Below are 16204 nucleotides of genomic sequence, written 5' to 3' on the forward strand. Positions count from 1 at the left end.
CCTCATATTTATTTTTTCTTAGCAGGGGCTGGGGTGACAACTTCTAACTCACTTTCGGCGAAGTTATTGGTATTTACACCACCGGGGCTGCCGCTATAACCGTTGTAGTTTACTTTATCAAAACGGACAATTACAGGGTAAATAATACCGCTTTTATCTACGGTTGCAACAGTGCCTACGTCTCTATACCAGTAGGATTCTTTGCGTAAGATTCTTACTTTTGCTCCACGTTCAATTGCCATAATTAAATTATTTTCCAAAAATATTATCTATTAAATAACAGATTACTACTTGTTAGACCTGATCGCATCATTTTGCGTTTTAAGTTTTATTAAGAGCCATCAACAATTGACAATGGACGATTGACAATGGACAATGAAATTTTGATTGATTCACAAAAGAAGGAAGTAATATTATGGCGATGCAAATGAAAATATATGTCCCTCCCCATCCTCTGGTTAAGCATTGGTTGGCGGTGGCACGGGATAAAAATACTCCTTCTACTTTGTTTAAAAGTGCGATGGTTGAGTTAGGGCGTTGGCTTACCTATGAGGCGATTCGGGATTGGTTACCCACCATTGATACTCAGGTAGAAACCCCTGTGGGGGTTGCTGATGCTACTTTTATTAATCCTCAAGGTGCGATCGCCACTATTCCTATTCTAAGAGCTGGTTTAACCCTTGCCGAAGGCGCTCAAACGGTGATTCCCCTTGCTTCTACCTATCATCTCGGTTTGGTAAGGAATGAGGAAACCCTCAAGCCTTCTTGTTATCTCAACAAATTACCTGAAAAATTTGCCCCTGATACCCGTATCCTGATTTTAGATCCGATGTTGGCCACTGGGGGTTCTATGATGTATGCCCTCGAAGAAGTGGCTAAACGGGGGGGAAATATCGATTTAACCCGTATTATTTGTGTGGTGGGGGCGCCCCCTGCCCTAAAGGAATTAGGCACCGCCTTCCCTTCGTTAACTATCTATAGTGCCATGATTGATGAGGAGGTTAATGACTCTGGTTTTATTGTACCTGGTTTGGGGGATGCGGGCGATCGCTCTTTTAATAATTGAGTAAAATGAATATGGCACTCACTACAATATGAAGTTTAGTTTACAAACAGATGTGGGTGAATCATTAGTTATTGTGGGTTGGATTATCAAAAAAGGAGAAAATTTCCCCCGATTAACCAATTGTTACCCCGTAAAAAAATAATAAAAAGCTATGAAAAACATCCAAGATTTAGATTTAGTGGCTTTATTGGAGGATATTACTACCACCCATTATGAAACTGGAGAAAAAATTATTCTTTATCAAGGACAAGTAGGTACAGTGGTAATGGAATATGACAATTCTGCTTTTGAGGTGGAGTTTAGTAACAATCGTGGGGAAACCTATGCTATGGAAACTTTAAAAACTCATCAATTGATGTTATTACATTCCGATTTGGTGTCCGTTGCTTAATTTTTGTTAATGATAATAGTCATCAGACCTAAAAATATTGGATAATGGGAAAGGCTGACAAATACATATTTTTGATTGATTATTAATTATTTCGTAACTATAATTATGAGTGAAAAAGATAATTTTGGGAGTGGTTTTCTTTTAGGTACAATTATTGGTGGTATAGTGGGAGGTGTTATCGGTGCGATCGCCTCTAAAAAAGTAAATGATATGGGGCAAAATGATTCTGATACTGATTTAAACAGCCTTGATAATGGTTTTCTAAATAATAGAGAAAATATTGAAACCGCGCGATTAAGTTTAGAAGAGAAAATCAATCAATTGAATCATGCTATTGAAGATGTTAGAGTTACCCTAGTCAAAAACTCTGAACTAGAAAAAGATAGTAATTAAAAAATTTTCATAGACTATTTATCTATATTCCTATAGATCAAATTTAGTAGTGATTACCTACAAGAGATAAATATCAAATATCTTGAGGCTAATTTTGTAGATGATTAGTCAATTAGATAAATAATTGTTGTAAAAAATATGTGTCCTCTTTTTTTCCCTACTAGCGAGGAGATTAATAAATATTTAGTTATTCTTGAAAATATTAATGACGGACTATTTTTGTTAGATAAGACAGCCAAAATAGTGAACGCTAATTGTACAGCTATACAATTATTTTATGAGGATAAAGATAATATTTCTGAACAACACTCGTTAAATAAATTTCAATTAGCATGGTTAATACCTAAAATAGATCAATTTATTCAAGAAAACAAAAAAAAGACTGAATTTAAAACTCAAACTAACTCTAATTTGGGTTTAATTTGGTTGAATGTATGCTTAATTAAGATTATCGATTCTTCTGGCACACTAGACACCATTTTAGTTATTTGTAGAGATATAACTAACTTAGTTTACACCCAAGAAAAGCTAAAGGCGATCGCCCATTACCATACTAACGGACTAATGGTGACAGATCAAGAAGGGAAAATATTATTCATCAATAGTATATGTAAAGAAATATTTGAAGGCAAACTCAACGAAATGTGTGGCGAATTATTTGGCATTCCCCTCACCTCACAAAAATCCACAGAAATTATTATCCCCCGCCAAAAAGGAGAAATGTTAATAATTAATATGGATGTAAAACCCATCCAGTGGGAAAACAAAGAAGGCTACCTAATCACCTTTATCGACATTACCCATACAAAAAAAATAGAAGAACAACTAAAATTTTTACATCAAGCATCAGAACAAAGCCCTGCATCCATCATTATCACCGATAATACAGGCAAAATTCAATACGCCAACTCAAAATTTGAAAGAGTAACAGGCTATTCCCGAGAAGAAGTAATCGGCAAAAATCCTCGTATCCTAAAATCGGGAGAAACCAGTCAAGATGAATATAAAAAAATATGGCAAATCATCTCCAGTGGAAAAGAATGGCATGGAGAATTTCATAACCGTAAAAAAAATGGAGAACTTTTTTGGGAAATTGCCTCCATCTCCCCCATCAAAGATGAATACGGCATTATCACCCATTATGTTGCTGTCAAAGAAGACATCACCGAAAAAAAACATCAAGAAGAATTACTATCCCATCAAGCCAACTATGACTATTTAACCGAATTGCCCAATCGTCTTTTAGGTATGGAAAGACTAAAACAAGAAATTAGCAAAGCCTACCGTGAAAAGCTATCCGTTGCCCTTATTTTTCTTGACTTAGATAATTTTAAAAATATAAATGACACCCTAGGGCATCAATACGGAGATGAATTATTAGTAGTAGTAGCCCAAAGGTTGCGTAGTTGTCTAAGGGAAAGTGATACCGTTGCTAGATTAGGGGGGGATGAATTTTTAATTATAGTTTCCTCCCTTTCTTCTACCACCCAAGGAGAAATAATCGCCTCAAAATTACTTCATGCCATGAGAAAACCTTTTACCATCGCAGGGGAAAAAAGATTTGTTTCTGCCAGTATTGGTGTTACTTTTTATCCTCAAGACGGAGATAATATCCAAAATTTGATTAAAAATGCTGACTTGGCAATGTATGAAGCGAAGAAAAAAGGCAGAAATAATTTTAAGTTTTTTGATAATAAAATGAATCAAGTAGTACAAAAGAAAATGCTACAAGAAACATATTTACGTCAAGCGCTCAAGAATAAGGAATTATCATTGGTTTATCAACCTATTGTTAATCTTAAGACAAGAAAAATTATTGGCGTTGAATCTTTAACTCGTTGGCATAATAATGTTTTAGGAAATGTCTCCCCCATCGAATTTATTGCCATTGCCGAAGAAACTGGTTTGATAATTGATTTAGGTAAATGGTTACTCGAAACAGTCTGTAAACAACTATCTATCTGGCAAGAAAAAGGTTTTGATATATATGTTTCTATTAATTTATCCCCCCGTCAATTTAGAGACAGTCATTTAGCCGATAGTATTTTGGAAATAACAAGAAAGTATCAAATCAAGCCCCAAAATTTAAAATTAGAAATAACCGAACAAGTATTATTAGAAGATATACCGACGGTAAAAGATTTATTATTTCATCTTGATAGTTTAGGTTTTGAACTTTATTTGGATGATTTTGGTACGGGTTATTCATCCCTTAGTTATCTGAGTAAATATCCTTTTAAATTAATAAAAATAGATCGTAGTTTTGTTTTAGATATAGAAAAAAGTAAAAAAAATAAGGCTCTAATAAAGGCAATGATTTCTATGGCTTATAATCTTAATCTTTCTATTATTGCTGAAGGTATCGAAACCCTTAGTCAACTCAATTTTTTGGAGTCGGAAAACTGCATTGCGGGGCAAGGTTATCTATTTAGTCGCCCCCTAGAGGCAGAAAAGTTGATGGAATTTATTTCTGGCGTTGAAAGCTGAGAGGGGGGATAATACAATGGGAGATGTTATTTTGTGATTAATTTTTATATAACTAAAAAATGGATTTTAAAATTAGTTCTAGTTCGTTTTTGGATTGGAGTGGAGATATTCTCGCTTTAGGTTTTTTTGAAGGTAAAACGGAGTTAACAGGAGATTTAATTAGTTTAAATGATAAATTAGATGGGGTTATTACTGAGTTAATCGAAGAAAACGATTTTAAGGGTAAGGCTAATGCTACCGTGGTGGCAAGGGTAGGCGCTAAAAGCCCCATTCGTAAGGTTATGTTAGTGGGTTTGGGTAAGCAGAAAGATTTTACCTCTAATGGTATCAGATTAGCGGCAGGGGCGATCGCCCGTAGCACCACCAAAGAAAACGGTAAAACCGTAGGAATAGCATTAAGTATCAACGATTATGAAGGGGATACCATCGCCCAAATGATTACCGAAGGAGTAATTTTAGCCCTCCATAAAGATAACCGTTTTAAATCCGATGCCAAAGATGAAGTTAAACTAACAACCATCGACTTACTAGGTTTACAGGCTTCCAATAGCGCCATTGATAAAGCCAAGCAGATTACCGATGGAGTAATTTTAGCCAGAGAATTGGTAAACTCCCCTGCCAACGACATCAACCCCATAACTTTAACGAAAGTAGCCCAAGATTTAGCGAAGGAATATAACTTGGAATTAACCATCCTTGAAAAAGAAGAATGCGAAAAATTAGGCATGGGGGCATTTTTAGGGGTTGCCCAAGCCTCCGATATTCCCCCCAAATTTGTCCACCTCACCTATAAACCCCAAGGCACCGCAAAACGTAAAGTGGCTATCATCGGTAAGGGCTTAACCTTCGACTCTGGTGGTTTAAACATAAAAGGGGCAGGTAGCGGCATCGAAACCATGAAGATGGATATGGGAGGCGCAGCGGCTACTTTTGGGGCAGCCAAAGCCATCGCCCAATTAAAGCCCGATGTAGAAGTCCATTTCATCAGCGCCATTACCGAAAATATGATTAGTGGCAAGGCAATGCACCCAGGAGACATCCTCACCGCTTCCAACGGGAAAACCATCGAGGTTAACAATACCGATGCGGAAGGGCGTTTAACCCTCGCTGATGCCCTTGTATATGCGGATAAGTTGGGGGTAGATGCCATGGTGGATTTAGCTACCCTCACGGGTGCTTGTATCGTGGCTTTGGGTAACGACATTGCAGGTTTATGGACAAGGGATGACAAATTAGCCCAAGATTTGAACATAGCTTCTGAAGGGGCAGGGGAAAAATTCTGGCAGATGCCCATGGAAACCGATTATTTTGATATTATGAAAAGTGCGATCGCAGATATGAAAAACACGGGAAGCCGTGCTGGAGGCTCTATTACAGCAGCCCTTTTCCTTGAGCAGTTTGTGGAAAATACCCCTTGGGTACATTTAGATGTAGCTGGCCCTGTGTGGGCAGAAAAACCTAACTCTATAAACAATGAAGGGGGTACGGGTTTTGCTGTGCGCACCCTTGTTAATTGGGTTTTAGGTTAATGTATTTTGGTGGGGAATAGGCAAGAGATAATTATTGTTAATGATTAATTGTTTGCCCCTAAATCCTTACCAATAAATGTTTTTGATTTAAAATGTGTTTTAAAGGGTGCTGGGTAAGTGTTAGGTTTAAGTTAATAAGATTTTATTTTAGGAGAGTTTTATTATGGGTGAAGCTAAACGCAGACAAAAATCTTTAGGGGAAGACTATGGCAAGGAGGAGAGATTTGTTTCTTGGCTTCCTTTGACAAAAACTCAAGCCTCTGATGCTTATAAGTTAACTACTAGAGGGGCTTGGGTAGGAATTATCTCCCTAGGCATTACTTGGGTTATTATTCGTTTTATTGGCCCTGGTTTTGGATGGTGGCAAGTTAATTGATAATTGATAGTTGATAATTACGAGGTTTAAAAACTGTCAATTTATCATCTTGTTAATTTCAAGATTAAGGAGTAGTTAAAAATGTTTATATTATCAATTTAGAACCATAAACCATTGAAAACTATTCCTCGTTTCCTATTCCCAGTCCTAACTAAAAAAATAGAATGAATCACCCCTGCCCCAAATTGAGAGATTTAGAGGGCAAAAAAACTATATTCTTTCACATAATTTTATACATATACAAATGAACTATTTGATTGCAGTATTATCCGATAGAATCAAGGCGGAGGAGGCTTACACGGCTTTGGAAAAGGCTAATATTCCCCTAAAACAAGTATCGATTTTGGGAAAGGGTTATAAAACCGCTGATGAGTTTGGCTTTCTTGATCCTAATAAACAAGGGCGCGAGAATGCTATTAGGATGGCATATTGGTTGATTCCTTTTGGGTTTTTTGGGGGTTACACTTTTGATGCAATTACTGGCTTAGATACTTTTGCATGGGCTGGTACTCCTTTTAACCATATTATAGGTGGTTTTTTAGGGGCGATCGGTGGTGCTATGGGTAGTTTTTTTGTCGGTGGTAGTGGTAGTTTATTACAGGGTGCTAGTGATGATTTACCCTATCGTAATCGCTTAAATGCTGGAAAATACTTAATTGTAGTGCAGGGAGATGATTTTGTGAAAAATAAAGCTACCCTCGTTTTACAACCCCTCAAACCTGAGAATTTACAAGGTTATGTGGAGAATTGACAATTAACAATGGACAATTGACAATGAAGTTTATACTCAATTTGTCTTATTTATTTTGTATTTAACATTTAAGTATTTTATATAAATTCTCCTTATAATTTTAGAGTATTGAAAAGCAAAAGATAATTAATTACTGATATTACGCAAAAATATAATTAGTTTAAGATGGTAAAAACGTTGGATGTTCATATTAATGTTTATACAGGTGCTGGGCAAGGGGCTAGGAGTCGAGCAAGGGGCTTAAGCCCCTTGTTAAAGATAAAACCTAACTTATAAATGAGTGCGTAACGTCAGTTAATTATAACTTTATAAACTCGAAATTTATTCTGAGTTAAATTATTATCAATTATCAACTATCCATTATCAATTATTAAATGTTACCCAGAGAAGATATTTTAAATAGAGTTGAAAATCGAGCCGAAATTGCTAAAGTTTTAGATAAGGCGGAACAAGCATTAAAAACATGGGAGTTAGTGGTAACAGATTTTTTATCTCCCCCTGTATTAGCAGAAGTGGATGAAATTTTTGCCCAATTAACGGAAGTGCAAATTATTCCTTGGGGTGGTTTTCCTCAAGCAGAGAGAAAAAGGGTGGGTATTCATCGGGAGGAAATTCCCTGTGATGTTTCCCAGATGCCCGTGGTAGCCCTAGATATTGCTGGTAATTTTTTATTTGATACTGCTACCCATCGAGATTTCATGGGGGCAATTTTGGGGGCGGGGGTAGTTAGGGAAAAGGTAGGTGACATTATCGTTTTGGGGGAAAGAGGTGCGCAGGTGGTTGTGGTGCCTGAAATGGTGGATTTTTTTGAATCTTCTTTAGTACAAGTGCGCTCTGTGCCTGTTAAAACTAAGAGAATTGAGCTTTCAGATTTGAAGGTAAGAGAACCCAAAAAGAAGGAAATGACTACCGTAGAGGCTTCTTTACGCCTAGATGCGATCGCCTCTTATGGCTTTGGTTTATCCCGCTCAAAAATGGCAGATGCTATCAATAATGGTGATGTGAGAGTCAACTGGAAAGAAGTTACTCAATCTAGTCATAATCTTAAAAGTGGTGATTTAGTCTCTTTTCGAGGTAAAGGAAGATTAGAAATAGGTGATATTAGTGTTACTAAAAAAGAACGTTATCGCATCGCCTTAACCAGATTTGTGTAATTTATGTAGGGAGTAGTTAATAATACGAATAATGAAAAATTAAATATCAAGTTTCCTCTGATAAGGGAAAACTATTTTTTTAACACAAAAATACTAAAATTTTGCTAACAGATATAGTCTTTTGTCAATTTTGGTATTAATAAATGGTAACAACTATTTAGATTATTTATTAATAATTAAAAACCGTTTCTCATTCCCTACTTTTTATTCAACCCCCATTAAAATTTTTCAAGAATATAGATTAGATAAAATGGACGATTTTACCCCAGATTTAGCAGGATCATCATTACCCCCTCAAAATATAGAAGCAGAAGAAATAATATTAGGAAGCATATTATTTGATCCCAATGCCATGGGTAAAGTTGTTGACATATTACAACCAGAAGCCTTTTATGTTCAAGCCTATCGTCATATCTATGAAGCAGCCAGGACTCTTTATTTTCAAGGTCAACCCATCGATTTAATGACCGTTTCTACTTGGTTAAGTGACCAAGGTTTACTAGAAAAAGTAGGGGGAAATACAAAAATAATTAGTTTATTAGATCGTACTGTTTCCGCTGCAAATATTGAAAGATATGTACCTCTAATTACTGAAAAATATATCAGACGTTTATTAATTTCCACTGCCAAAGAAATAGGGGAATTAGGTTTTGATACCACCAAAGATTTAGATAATGTTTTAGATGAATCTGAACAAAAAATATTCAGTTTAACTCAAGCAAGAATCCAAGAAGGTTTAGTACCTATTTCTACGACTTTAATTGATACTTTTACCGAGATTCAAGCATTCCAAGAAAAAACCGCATTACCCGGTATCAGTTCAGAGTTTTATGATTTAGATGGTATGACAGGGGGTTTTCAACGCTCAGATTTAATTATTATTGCGGCTAGGCCTTCGATGGGGAAGACAAGTTTTGCTCTTAATATTGCTTCTAATATCGCAAAACATTCTAATTTGGCGGTAGCAATCTTTAGTTTGGAGATGTCAAGAGAGCAGTTGGCGATGCGTTTATTGTCTTCAGAGTCACGGGTAGAGAGTAATCGCCTCAAGTCTGGAAGGATTACGGAGCAAGAGATGGAGCCTTTGATGAGTGCTATGGGTACTTTGGCGGAGTTACCTATTTATATTGATGATACTGCTAATTTAACGGTGATGCAAATGCGATCGCAAGTTAGGCGTTTACAGGCAGAAAGTAAGGGCAAATTAGGGTTAGTATTATTGGACTATCTGCAGTTGATGCAGGGAGGCGGTGATAACCGTGTGCAGGAATTGTCAAAAATGACAAGGGCGCTCAAGGGTTTGGCAAGGGAAATTAATGCCCCTGTAATCGCTCTATCCCAGTTGAGTCGAGCAGTTGAGCAACGAACGAATAAACGCCCTATGTTATCGGATTTGAGAGAATCGGGCTGTTTGAGTGGTGATTCTTTAGTGACAATGGCAGATTCTGGGGAAGAAATTCCCATCAGGGATTTAGCGGGTAAATCAGACTTTGCTATTTGGGCTTTAAATGAAAAAACGATGAAAATGGAAAGGGCGTTGGTTAGCAATGCTTTTTGTACGGGTATTAAGCCTATATGGCAGATAACTACTGAGTTAGGGCGTACTATCAAGGCAACGGCTAACCATAAATTTTTACGGTATGATGGTTGGCAAAGGTTGGATTGTTTACAAAAGGGCGATCGCATTTCAATGCCCCGTTTCTTGCCCAATCCTCAAACTCAGACTATTACCAATGATGAATTAGCATTACTTGGTCATCTCATTGGTGATGGTTGTACTTTACCATCTCACTCGATCCAATATACGACTCGTGAATTAGATTTAGCCCACATGGTTGTCAAATTAGCAACTAAAATATTCGGAAATGAAATTAAACCTAATATTAAACTTGAAAAAAAATGGTATCAGGTTTATTTAACTTCAAATTATCATCTTTATAAAGGTACAAAAAATCCCATAACAAAATGGCTGGAAAATTTATCAGTTTTTGGTTTACGTTCTTACCAGAAGTTTATCCCTGATCTTATTTTTAAACAATCAGAAAACGCAATCACAATTTTTTTACGTCATTTATGGAGCACTGATGGTTGTATTCATCTATCAAAAAATAAGTCTCATTATCCAAGTGTTTACTATACATCCAGCAGTGAAAAATTAACTAGCGGTGTACAAACATTACTGTTAAGGCTTGGTATTAATGCCACTGTAAAAGAAGTAAATCAAGGAACAAAAGGAAGAAAACAATACCAAGTGTGGGTCACAGGCAAATCTGAAATTAACATATTCATAAACAAAATAGGTGCAGTTAGCTCAGAGAAAAAACAAATAATAGATAGTGTTAATAAATATATATTAAGCCTAGGTAAAGAAAACACAAATAGAGATATTATTCCTTCTGAAATTTGGACATATGAAGTAAAGAAAGGAAAAGAAAAACTTAATCTTACTGAAAGAAAATTACAGGCTCTTGTTGGAAGTAATTATTGCGGAAGTAGTTTTTATAAAAGAAATATTAGCAGAACTAGAGCAAATAAAATTGCGTATAAATTGGAATTAGATAGATTAGAAAGAATAGCCAATAGTGATATGTACTGGGATAAAATTAAAACAATTGAATTTATCGGTAATGAAAAAGTTTATGACTTAACAGTACCTAATTTGCATAATTTTGTAGCTCAAAATATTTATGTTCACAACAGCATTGAACAGGATGCGGATTTAGTGTTAATGTTATATCGTGATGAATACTATAATCCTGATAGTGTTGATCAAGGCGTATCTGAGATAATTGTGGCAAAACATCGTAATGGTCCTACTGGATTAATAAAACTCCTATTTCGTCCAGAATTTACCCAATTTTTAAACATGAAAAGGGGAGGTTAAATGAGAATAAAAGAGCTTATTTTTTATCCCATCAAATCCTGTCGAGGAATACATCTTTCTTGTGCCAAAGTAGGGGAAAAAGGTTTATCCGATAGTAATAATAGTTTATACTACGATCGCAACTTCATGATCGTTGATGATCTAGGCAAGTTTATCACCCAAAGACAATATCCTCAACTAGCCAGAGTTATAGTAACCATTGACGGCGAAAAAATTACCCTCAGTTACGATGATTCCTCCATGGATTCGGTTACCTTCATTCCTCAAAATCAGGGTAATATGGTTGAAGTACAAGTATGGGGCGATCGCACTTTAGCCATTAATCAAGGAAAAGAAGTTGCCCAATGGTTTCAAGAAATTCTGTCCGTCAAAGGTTGTCACCTAGTTAAACAAAATGACCAAAAAATTCGAGCCATTAACCCCAAATATAGTACCCAAGAAAATCAACCCGTCAGTTTTGCCGATGGCTTCCCCTACCTACTAACCAACACCGCTTCCCTTGCATACCTCAACCAAAAATTAGAAGAAAACTACCCCCACCAACAGCAACAAATATCCATGGATAGATTTCGCCCTAATATTGTCATTGAAACTGATACCCCCTTCATCGAAGACACATGGGAAACCATTACCCTCGGGCAGATAAAATTTAAAGTAGCCAAACCCTGTAGCCGTTGTCAAATAACCACCACAGACCAAAAAACCGCCCGTGTAAACCCTTTAAATGAACCCCTAAAAACCCTCAGTAGCTTTCGTAATATACCTCAACAGGGCATTATGTTTGGACAAAATATGATTGCCTTAAATAATGGAAAATTGACAATGGATAATTGATAATAGGGGCATTACTGACGTTAAATATGATTTCTCGTTTAGGTGGGGAATGGTGATAATATCTCAAAATTCATAGAAATAGATGACAATTATTTTTCGTCGCAAAAATATCCTTTTAATTACCACTATTTTTATATTTGTCCAACTGATAATCGTAATTTTTAGCCCCACCATCATTATCCCGCCCACAGAGCCTCAAAAACCTGCAACAATTTATGTGGTAGATTATGGCTTTCATTCTCGATTGGTACTACCCGATCGCACCGAAAAACTGATACAGTATGCTTATGGTGATTGGGAATACTTTGCCCTAGGAAATCAAGACTTTTTAACCACTCTCAAAGCCCTTTTTATTCCCACCCAAGGAACATTAAAACGAGAGAAAATTAACAACTTAACCACCCTCCAAGCAATTATCGAAGCCCAACCGAGAATCAACCTTTTAGAAATCCAAGTTGCCCAAGAAAAAATGCTCAAATTACGAGCTAACCTAGAACATCGTTTCAGACAGAATATAGATAGTAAAATTACTTATAATGCTGGTCGCATCCAATTTGTGAAAGACAATCAAGACTATACTATGTTTTACAACAGTAATCATCAAGTGGTGGAATGGTTAGAAACCATGGAATGTAAAGTAAAAGGAATTACTATTTTGCCTAGGTTTTTATTGTACTGATGAACAAAATTAATAAAAAATAACATTATAACTAGGTCTTATTTTATTCAAATAATCATAAATATTTCATGTTTTTAGAGCAATTATATCTCCAACATTTCCGAAATTATATTCAAGAAAAAATAAACTTTACCAGTAATAAAATAATTTTATTAGGAGATAACGCTCAAGGAAAATCTAATATTCTTGAATCCGTTGAACTACTATCCACCCTAAAAAGTCATCGCAGTAGTAAAGACCTAGAATTAGTTTATCATAATCGTCTTTATGGACAAATACAAGCCACCATAAAAAATAAATATGCTGACTATGACCTAAGTATCACTATCCCCGCAAAAGGTAAAAAAGACCTAAAAATAAATCAAGAAAAAGTTAGTCGTAATTTTGAATTTCTAGGCTTATTAAATACTGTTCTTTTTTCTAGTTTAGATATAGATTTAGTACGAGGAAGTCCTGAGTATAGACGTAGTTGGGTAGATAGTTTGCTAATTCAGTTAGAGCCAATTTATTATCAATTAATCAAAAATTATTACCATGTTTTAAAACAAAGAAATGCCCTATTAAAACAGATTAAAAAATCAGGCATCTCCACCGTTGAGCAATTATCACAAATAAGGGCGATCGAGCTAAAATTATGGGATGATAAACTCGCCGAAGCAGGTTCAAGGGTTATCAGAAGAAGGGCAAGGGTATTACATAAAATAGAACCCCTTGCTAAGTTTTGGCACGATGAAATCAGTAATAAAACTGAAAAATTATTAATTAACTATGCCCCTAACATCCATGGAGAAAATGATACCCCTGAAAGTGTGCAAAACGCCATAAAAGGTGAAATAGAACACAAAAAAAATGCAGAAATAAACTTAGGAAATACCCTAGTAGGACCTCATCGAGACGAAATAGAGTTTATAATAAATGATACCGTAGCAAGAAACTATGGATCCCAAGGACAACAGAGGACTTTAGTCTTGGCTCTAAAGTTAGCTGAATTGCAACTTATTGAACAAGTTGTAGGAGAGCCACCATTATTATTATTAGACGACGTAATGGCAGAATTGGATCTAAAAAGACAACAACAATTATTAGATTCCCTAGGCGATCGTTTTCAAACTATAATAACAACAACACACTTAAACTATTTTGAAACTAATTTATTAAATCAAGCTCAGATTATCAAAGTTCAAGGGGGAAAATTATATTTTAAATAAAATGTAACTTTTTTTAGCTCCTGTACTGACCAAAATAATCAGATAACATAATAAAACAGTAACTAACATAAAAAATCATAGTTTAGCTCTAAATTATCTTTAATGGCTGAATATAATCCACAAAATTTTTTAATTCTAGCAGTGGATGATAACTCGATTAATCGTATCGTGCTAGAGAAAATACTCACTAAGGCAGGGTATCAAATTAAGGTGCTTGGAGATAGTGAAGAATTTTTGAGCTTGATTAATCACATTAAGCCAGATTTAATGTTGCTAGACTTAATGATGCCCAAAATTGACGGTTTAGAACTATGTAGATTGATTAAAGCTAAAAGTCACTATAAAGAAATTCCCATCATCTTTTTAACAGCTAGTGACGCAAAAGAAAATGTTATAGAAGCTTTTCGCTCAGGTGCAGTAGATTATGTGACAAAACCTTTTAATAATGAAGAGTTACTGGCAAGAATTCAAACTCACATTGAGCTAAAGTTTACCAGAGATCAGCTTAAAAAAGCCCTAGTAGATTTAGAAAAACTAGCTACCACCGATGAATTAACCCAAATAGCCAATCGTCGCCATTTTCTTAACCTAGCTAATCGAGAATTTAATCGTGCCAAAAGGCAAAAAACATACTTTTCTGTGATTATCTTTGATATAGACCATTTTAAACGCATTAACGACAACTATGGACATCCCGTAGGAGACATCGCCATTAAGTTGGTGGCTCAAAAATGTCAGCAATCCATTAGAGGGGAAGATTTATGTGCTAGATGGGGCGGTGAAGAGTTTATTGTGGTGGTTTATGATGCTCTAATTGATAAGGCTAAACACGTGGCGAATCGTATTCGGGAAAAAATAGCCGAAATTTCTCTGCCTGTGGATAATGATAAATTTAAGATAACCGTTAGTGTGGGTATTGCTCAATATCAAGAGATGGATCAAAATATAGATCAAATAGTATCTAGGGCAGATAGAGCTTTATATCGAGCTAAAAATAATGGTAGAGACAAAATTGTGTTAGAGAGTGAGTTATTAGATGTAGCCCAAGATAGCTAAAAATATATTCCTTCACTCCGGGGCATAAACCTTTATAATTAAAGGTATTTGTTTGATAACTCAATTAATTTTTGATTATGACCGCTAATTCTAATCCCTCTCAAGGACAAAACACCGACTTCTCTATGGATGACTTCGCTAAAGCCTTAGAGCAAGAACAATACGACTATCATTTTAATAAGGGAGAGGTGGTAAAGGGAAAAGTATTTCAACACGATTCTAGTGGTGTTTATGTAGATATTGGCGGTAAGTCTCCCGGTTTTGTGCCTCTTAGTGAAGCGGCATGGCAATCTTTTGGGGATGTGAGCGAAGTTTTACCCCTAGATGAAGAGTTTGAGTTTTTAATTATCAAAGAACAAGATTCGGAAGGACAAGTAAAATTATCTCGTCGTCAATTATACATTGATCAGGCTTGGGATAACTTGACAGAAATTCAAGAGAAAGGAAAATTAGTACAAGTATTGGTTACTGGGGTAAATCGTGGCGGTGTAACGGGGCAAATTGACGGTTTACGAGCTTTTATTCCTAAGTCTCATTTAATTGAGAAGGAAAATTTTGATGATTTGATGGATCAAACTCTTCCTGCTAATGTTTTACAGTTGGATAGGGCGCAAAATAAAATTGTTTTAAGTCAGAGAAATATTGCTAAGTCTTCAGCCATGGCTCAGTTACAAGAGCATGAGGTGGTACAGGGTAAGGTGGTAAAACTTCAGCCCTATGGTGTTTTTGTTGATTTTGGTGGCATCGCAGGGTTATTGCACGTTAAACAAATTAGTGGCGGACATATTGAGTCGGTTAGTCATATTTTTAAGGTGGGAGAAGAAATTAAGGTAGTGGTAATGGAAATTGACACTGTTAAAAATCGTATTTCTCTTTCTACTAAGGTTTTGGAAAGCTATCCGGGGGAATTTTTAGAAAAGCGTGAGTCGGTGATGGAAAATGCTGAGGAAAGATGGGCAACTCATCAGGGTAAAAAAGAGGAGTCATAGGTAATTATTGATTAATTGCAAAGTATTGCAACAAAAAAGATCATTTTTTTCTTTTGGCATTTAGAATAAAGACTTTGAAAACCGTTTTATATATTTTAGGAAAAGTATTAAATGTTTCAATTTACTTCTATGGTTGCCACTGCCATCCCTACTACCCTTGAATGGAGTCCTAATGTTGCTTTTACCATGATTGTTTGCAATATCGTTGCGATCGCCATTGGTAAATTTACCATCAAATATCCTAGTGCAGGCCCTCAACTACCTTCCCCAGCTTTATTTGGTGGCATGGGTTTCCCCGCCCTACTAGCTACCACTAGCCTAGGTCATCTTATTGGTGTTGGGGTAATCCTAGGATTGGCAAATCTTGGTGCATTATAATTCCATTATCAATTTTCCCCCTCACTCCT

At 35.8% G+C, this 16204-nt stretch carries 16 protein-coding genes and 1 pseudogene; 16 read left to right on the forward strand and 1 reads right to left on the reverse strand.

Going from position 1 to position 16204, the window contains the following annotated elements; genetic code table 11:
• Window positions 1-8: 8 nt before the first annotated feature.
• A complete protein-coding gene (locus ACXITR_RS10010; protein ID WP_457997128.1) occupies window positions 9-245 on the reverse strand; it encodes a photosystem I reaction center subunit IV in 237 nt (78 codons plus the stop codon).
• A 170-nt stretch (window positions 246-415) separates the two neighbouring features.
• Here ACXITR_RS10010 and upp point away from each other — a divergent pair, with 170 nt between their 5' ends.
• The 16 genes and pseudogenes from upp to psaK all read left to right on the forward strand — a co-directional run bounded on the left by upp (window position 416) and on the right by psaK (window position 16175).
• A complete protein-coding gene (upp, locus tag ACXITR_RS10015; protein ID WP_457997086.1) occupies window positions 416-1066 on the forward strand; it encodes a uracil phosphoribosyltransferase in 651 nt (216 codons plus the stop codon).
• A gap of 19 nt (window positions 1067-1085) precedes the next feature.
• Window positions 1086-1208, forward strand: a pseudogene (locus tag ACXITR_RS10020) (DUF6883 domain-containing protein); the annotation flags it as partial.
• Between the two features lie 9 nt (window positions 1209-1217).
• Window positions 1218-1457 (forward strand): DUF4926 domain-containing protein, encoded by a 240-nt coding sequence (locus ACXITR_RS10025; RefSeq protein WP_457997087.1) that lies wholly within the window; start codon window positions 1218-1220, stop codon window positions 1455-1457.
• A gap of 105 nt (window positions 1458-1562) precedes the next feature.
• Window positions 1563-1850: a hypothetical protein gene (locus ACXITR_RS10030; protein WP_457997088.1), complete on the forward strand. Its 288-nt coding sequence runs from the start codon at window positions 1563-1565 to the stop codon at window positions 1848-1850.
• A gap of 138 nt (window positions 1851-1988) precedes the next feature.
• The gene (locus ACXITR_RS10035) at window positions 1989-4337 is read left to right on the forward strand and encodes an EAL domain-containing protein (protein ID WP_457997089.1); all 2349 of its coding nucleotides are present in this window, start codon (window positions 1989-1991) and stop codon (window positions 4335-4337) included.
• 59 nt (window positions 4338-4396) lie between these two features.
• Window positions 4397-5866 (forward strand): leucyl aminopeptidase, encoded by a 1470-nt coding sequence (locus tag ACXITR_RS10040; RefSeq protein WP_457997090.1) that lies wholly within the window; start codon window positions 4397-4399, stop codon window positions 5864-5866.
• 163 nt (window positions 5867-6029) lie between these two features.
• A complete protein-coding gene (locus ACXITR_RS10045; protein WP_457997091.1) occupies window positions 6030-6242 on the forward strand; it encodes a DUF2839 domain-containing protein in 213 nt (70 codons plus the stop codon).
• A gap of 244 nt (window positions 6243-6486) precedes the next feature.
• Complete coding sequence (locus ACXITR_RS10050) at window positions 6487-6993, forward strand: hypothetical protein (RefSeq protein ID WP_457997092.1); 507 nt, start codon at window positions 6487-6489, stop codon at window positions 6991-6993.
• 374 nt (window positions 6994-7367) lie between these two features.
• A complete protein-coding gene (locus tag ACXITR_RS10055) occupies window positions 7368-8147 on the forward strand; it encodes a photosystem II S4 domain protein (RefSeq protein WP_457997093.1) in 780 nt (259 codons plus the stop codon).
• A 250-nt stretch (window positions 8148-8397) separates the two neighbouring features.
• On the forward strand, window positions 8398-11031 hold the full coding sequence (locus ACXITR_RS10060; protein ID WP_457997094.1) for a replicative DNA helicase: 2634 nt from the start codon (window positions 8398-8400) through the stop codon (window positions 11029-11031).
• Window positions 11032-11865, forward strand: a complete 834-nt coding sequence (locus ACXITR_RS10065) for an MOSC domain-containing protein (RefSeq protein ID WP_457997095.1) — start codon at window positions 11032-11034, stop codon at window positions 11863-11865.
• Window positions 11866-11947: 82 nt separating this feature from the next.
• Window positions 11948-12544, forward strand: coding sequence for a DUF2459 domain-containing protein (locus ACXITR_RS10070; RefSeq protein ID WP_457997096.1), 597 nt, complete (start codon window positions 11948-11950; stop codon window positions 12542-12544).
• 68 nt (window positions 12545-12612) lie between these two features.
• The gene (gene recF / locus ACXITR_RS10075; protein WP_457997097.1) at window positions 12613-13752 is read left to right on the forward strand and encodes a DNA replication/repair protein RecF; all 1140 of its coding nucleotides are present in this window, start codon (window positions 12613-12615) and stop codon (window positions 13750-13752) included.
• A 102-nt stretch (window positions 13753-13854) separates the two neighbouring features.
• Window positions 13855-14808, forward strand: coding sequence for a diguanylate cyclase (locus ACXITR_RS10080; protein ID WP_457997098.1), 954 nt, complete (start codon window positions 13855-13857; stop codon window positions 14806-14808).
• A gap of 77 nt (window positions 14809-14885) precedes the next feature.
• Window positions 14886-15797: a S1 RNA-binding domain-containing protein gene (locus tag ACXITR_RS10085; protein WP_457997099.1), complete on the forward strand. Its 912-nt coding sequence runs from the start codon at window positions 14886-14888 to the stop codon at window positions 15795-15797.
• Between the two features lie 111 nt (window positions 15798-15908).
• Window positions 15909-16175 (forward strand): photosystem I reaction center subunit PsaK, encoded by a 267-nt coding sequence (gene psaK, locus ACXITR_RS10090; protein WP_457997100.1) that lies wholly within the window; start codon window positions 15909-15911, stop codon window positions 16173-16175.
• Window positions 16176-16204: the final 29 nt, after the last annotated feature.

The organism is Cyanobacterium sp. (assembly GCF_054166785.1).

Bases quoted from the DNA above. Each gene is read 5' to 3' on its own strand.
- ACXITR_RS10065 (WP_457997095.1), top strand. From the start codon at position 11,032: ATGAGAATAAAAGAGCTTATTTTTTATCCCATCAAATCCTGTCGAGGA.
- ACXITR_RS10055 (WP_457997093.1), top strand. From the start codon at position 7,368: ATGTTACCCAGAGAAGATATTTTAAATAGAGTTGAAAATCGAGCCGAA.
- ACXITR_RS10030 (WP_457997088.1), top strand. From the start codon at position 1,563: ATGAGTGAAAAAGATAATTTTGGGAGTGGTTTTCTTTTAGGTACAATT.
- ACXITR_RS10080 (WP_457997098.1), top strand. From the start codon at position 13,855: ATGGCTGAATATAATCCACAAAATTTTTTAATTCTAGCAGTGGATGAT.
- ACXITR_RS10070 (WP_457997096.1), top strand. From the start codon at position 11,948: ATGACAATTATTTTTCGTCGCAAAAATATCCTTTTAATTACCACTATT.
- recF (WP_457997097.1), top strand. From the start codon at position 12,613: ATGTTTTTAGAGCAATTATATCTCCAACATTTCCGAAATTATATTCAA.
- upp (WP_457997086.1), top strand. From the start codon at position 416: ATGGCGATGCAAATGAAAATATATGTCCCTCCCCATCCTCTGGTTAAG.
- ACXITR_RS10045 (WP_457997091.1), top strand. From the start codon at position 6,030: ATGGGTGAAGCTAAACGCAGACAAAAATCTTTAGGGGAAGACTATGGC.
- ACXITR_RS10050 (WP_457997092.1), top strand. From the start codon at position 6,487: ATGAACTATTTGATTGCAGTATTATCCGATAGAATCAAGGCGGAGGAG.
- ACXITR_RS10060 (WP_457997094.1), top strand. From the start codon at position 8,398: ATGGACGATTTTACCCCAGATTTAGCAGGATCATCATTACCCCCTCAA.
- ACXITR_RS10040 (WP_457997090.1), top strand. From the start codon at position 4,397: ATGGATTTTAAAATTAGTTCTAGTTCGTTTTTGGATTGGAGTGGAGAT.
- ACXITR_RS10035 (WP_457997089.1), top strand. From the start codon at position 1,989: ATGTGTCCTCTTTTTTTCCCTACTAGCGAGGAGATTAATAAATATTTA.
- ACXITR_RS10085 (WP_457997099.1), top strand. From the start codon at position 14,886: ATGACCGCTAATTCTAATCCCTCTCAAGGACAAAACACCGACTTCTCT.
- psaK (WP_457997100.1), top strand. From the start codon at position 15,909: ATGTTTCAATTTACTTCTATGGTTGCCACTGCCATCCCTACTACCCTT.
- ACXITR_RS10025 (WP_457997087.1), top strand. From the start codon at position 1,218: ATGAAAAACATCCAAGATTTAGATTTAGTGGCTTTATTGGAGGATATT.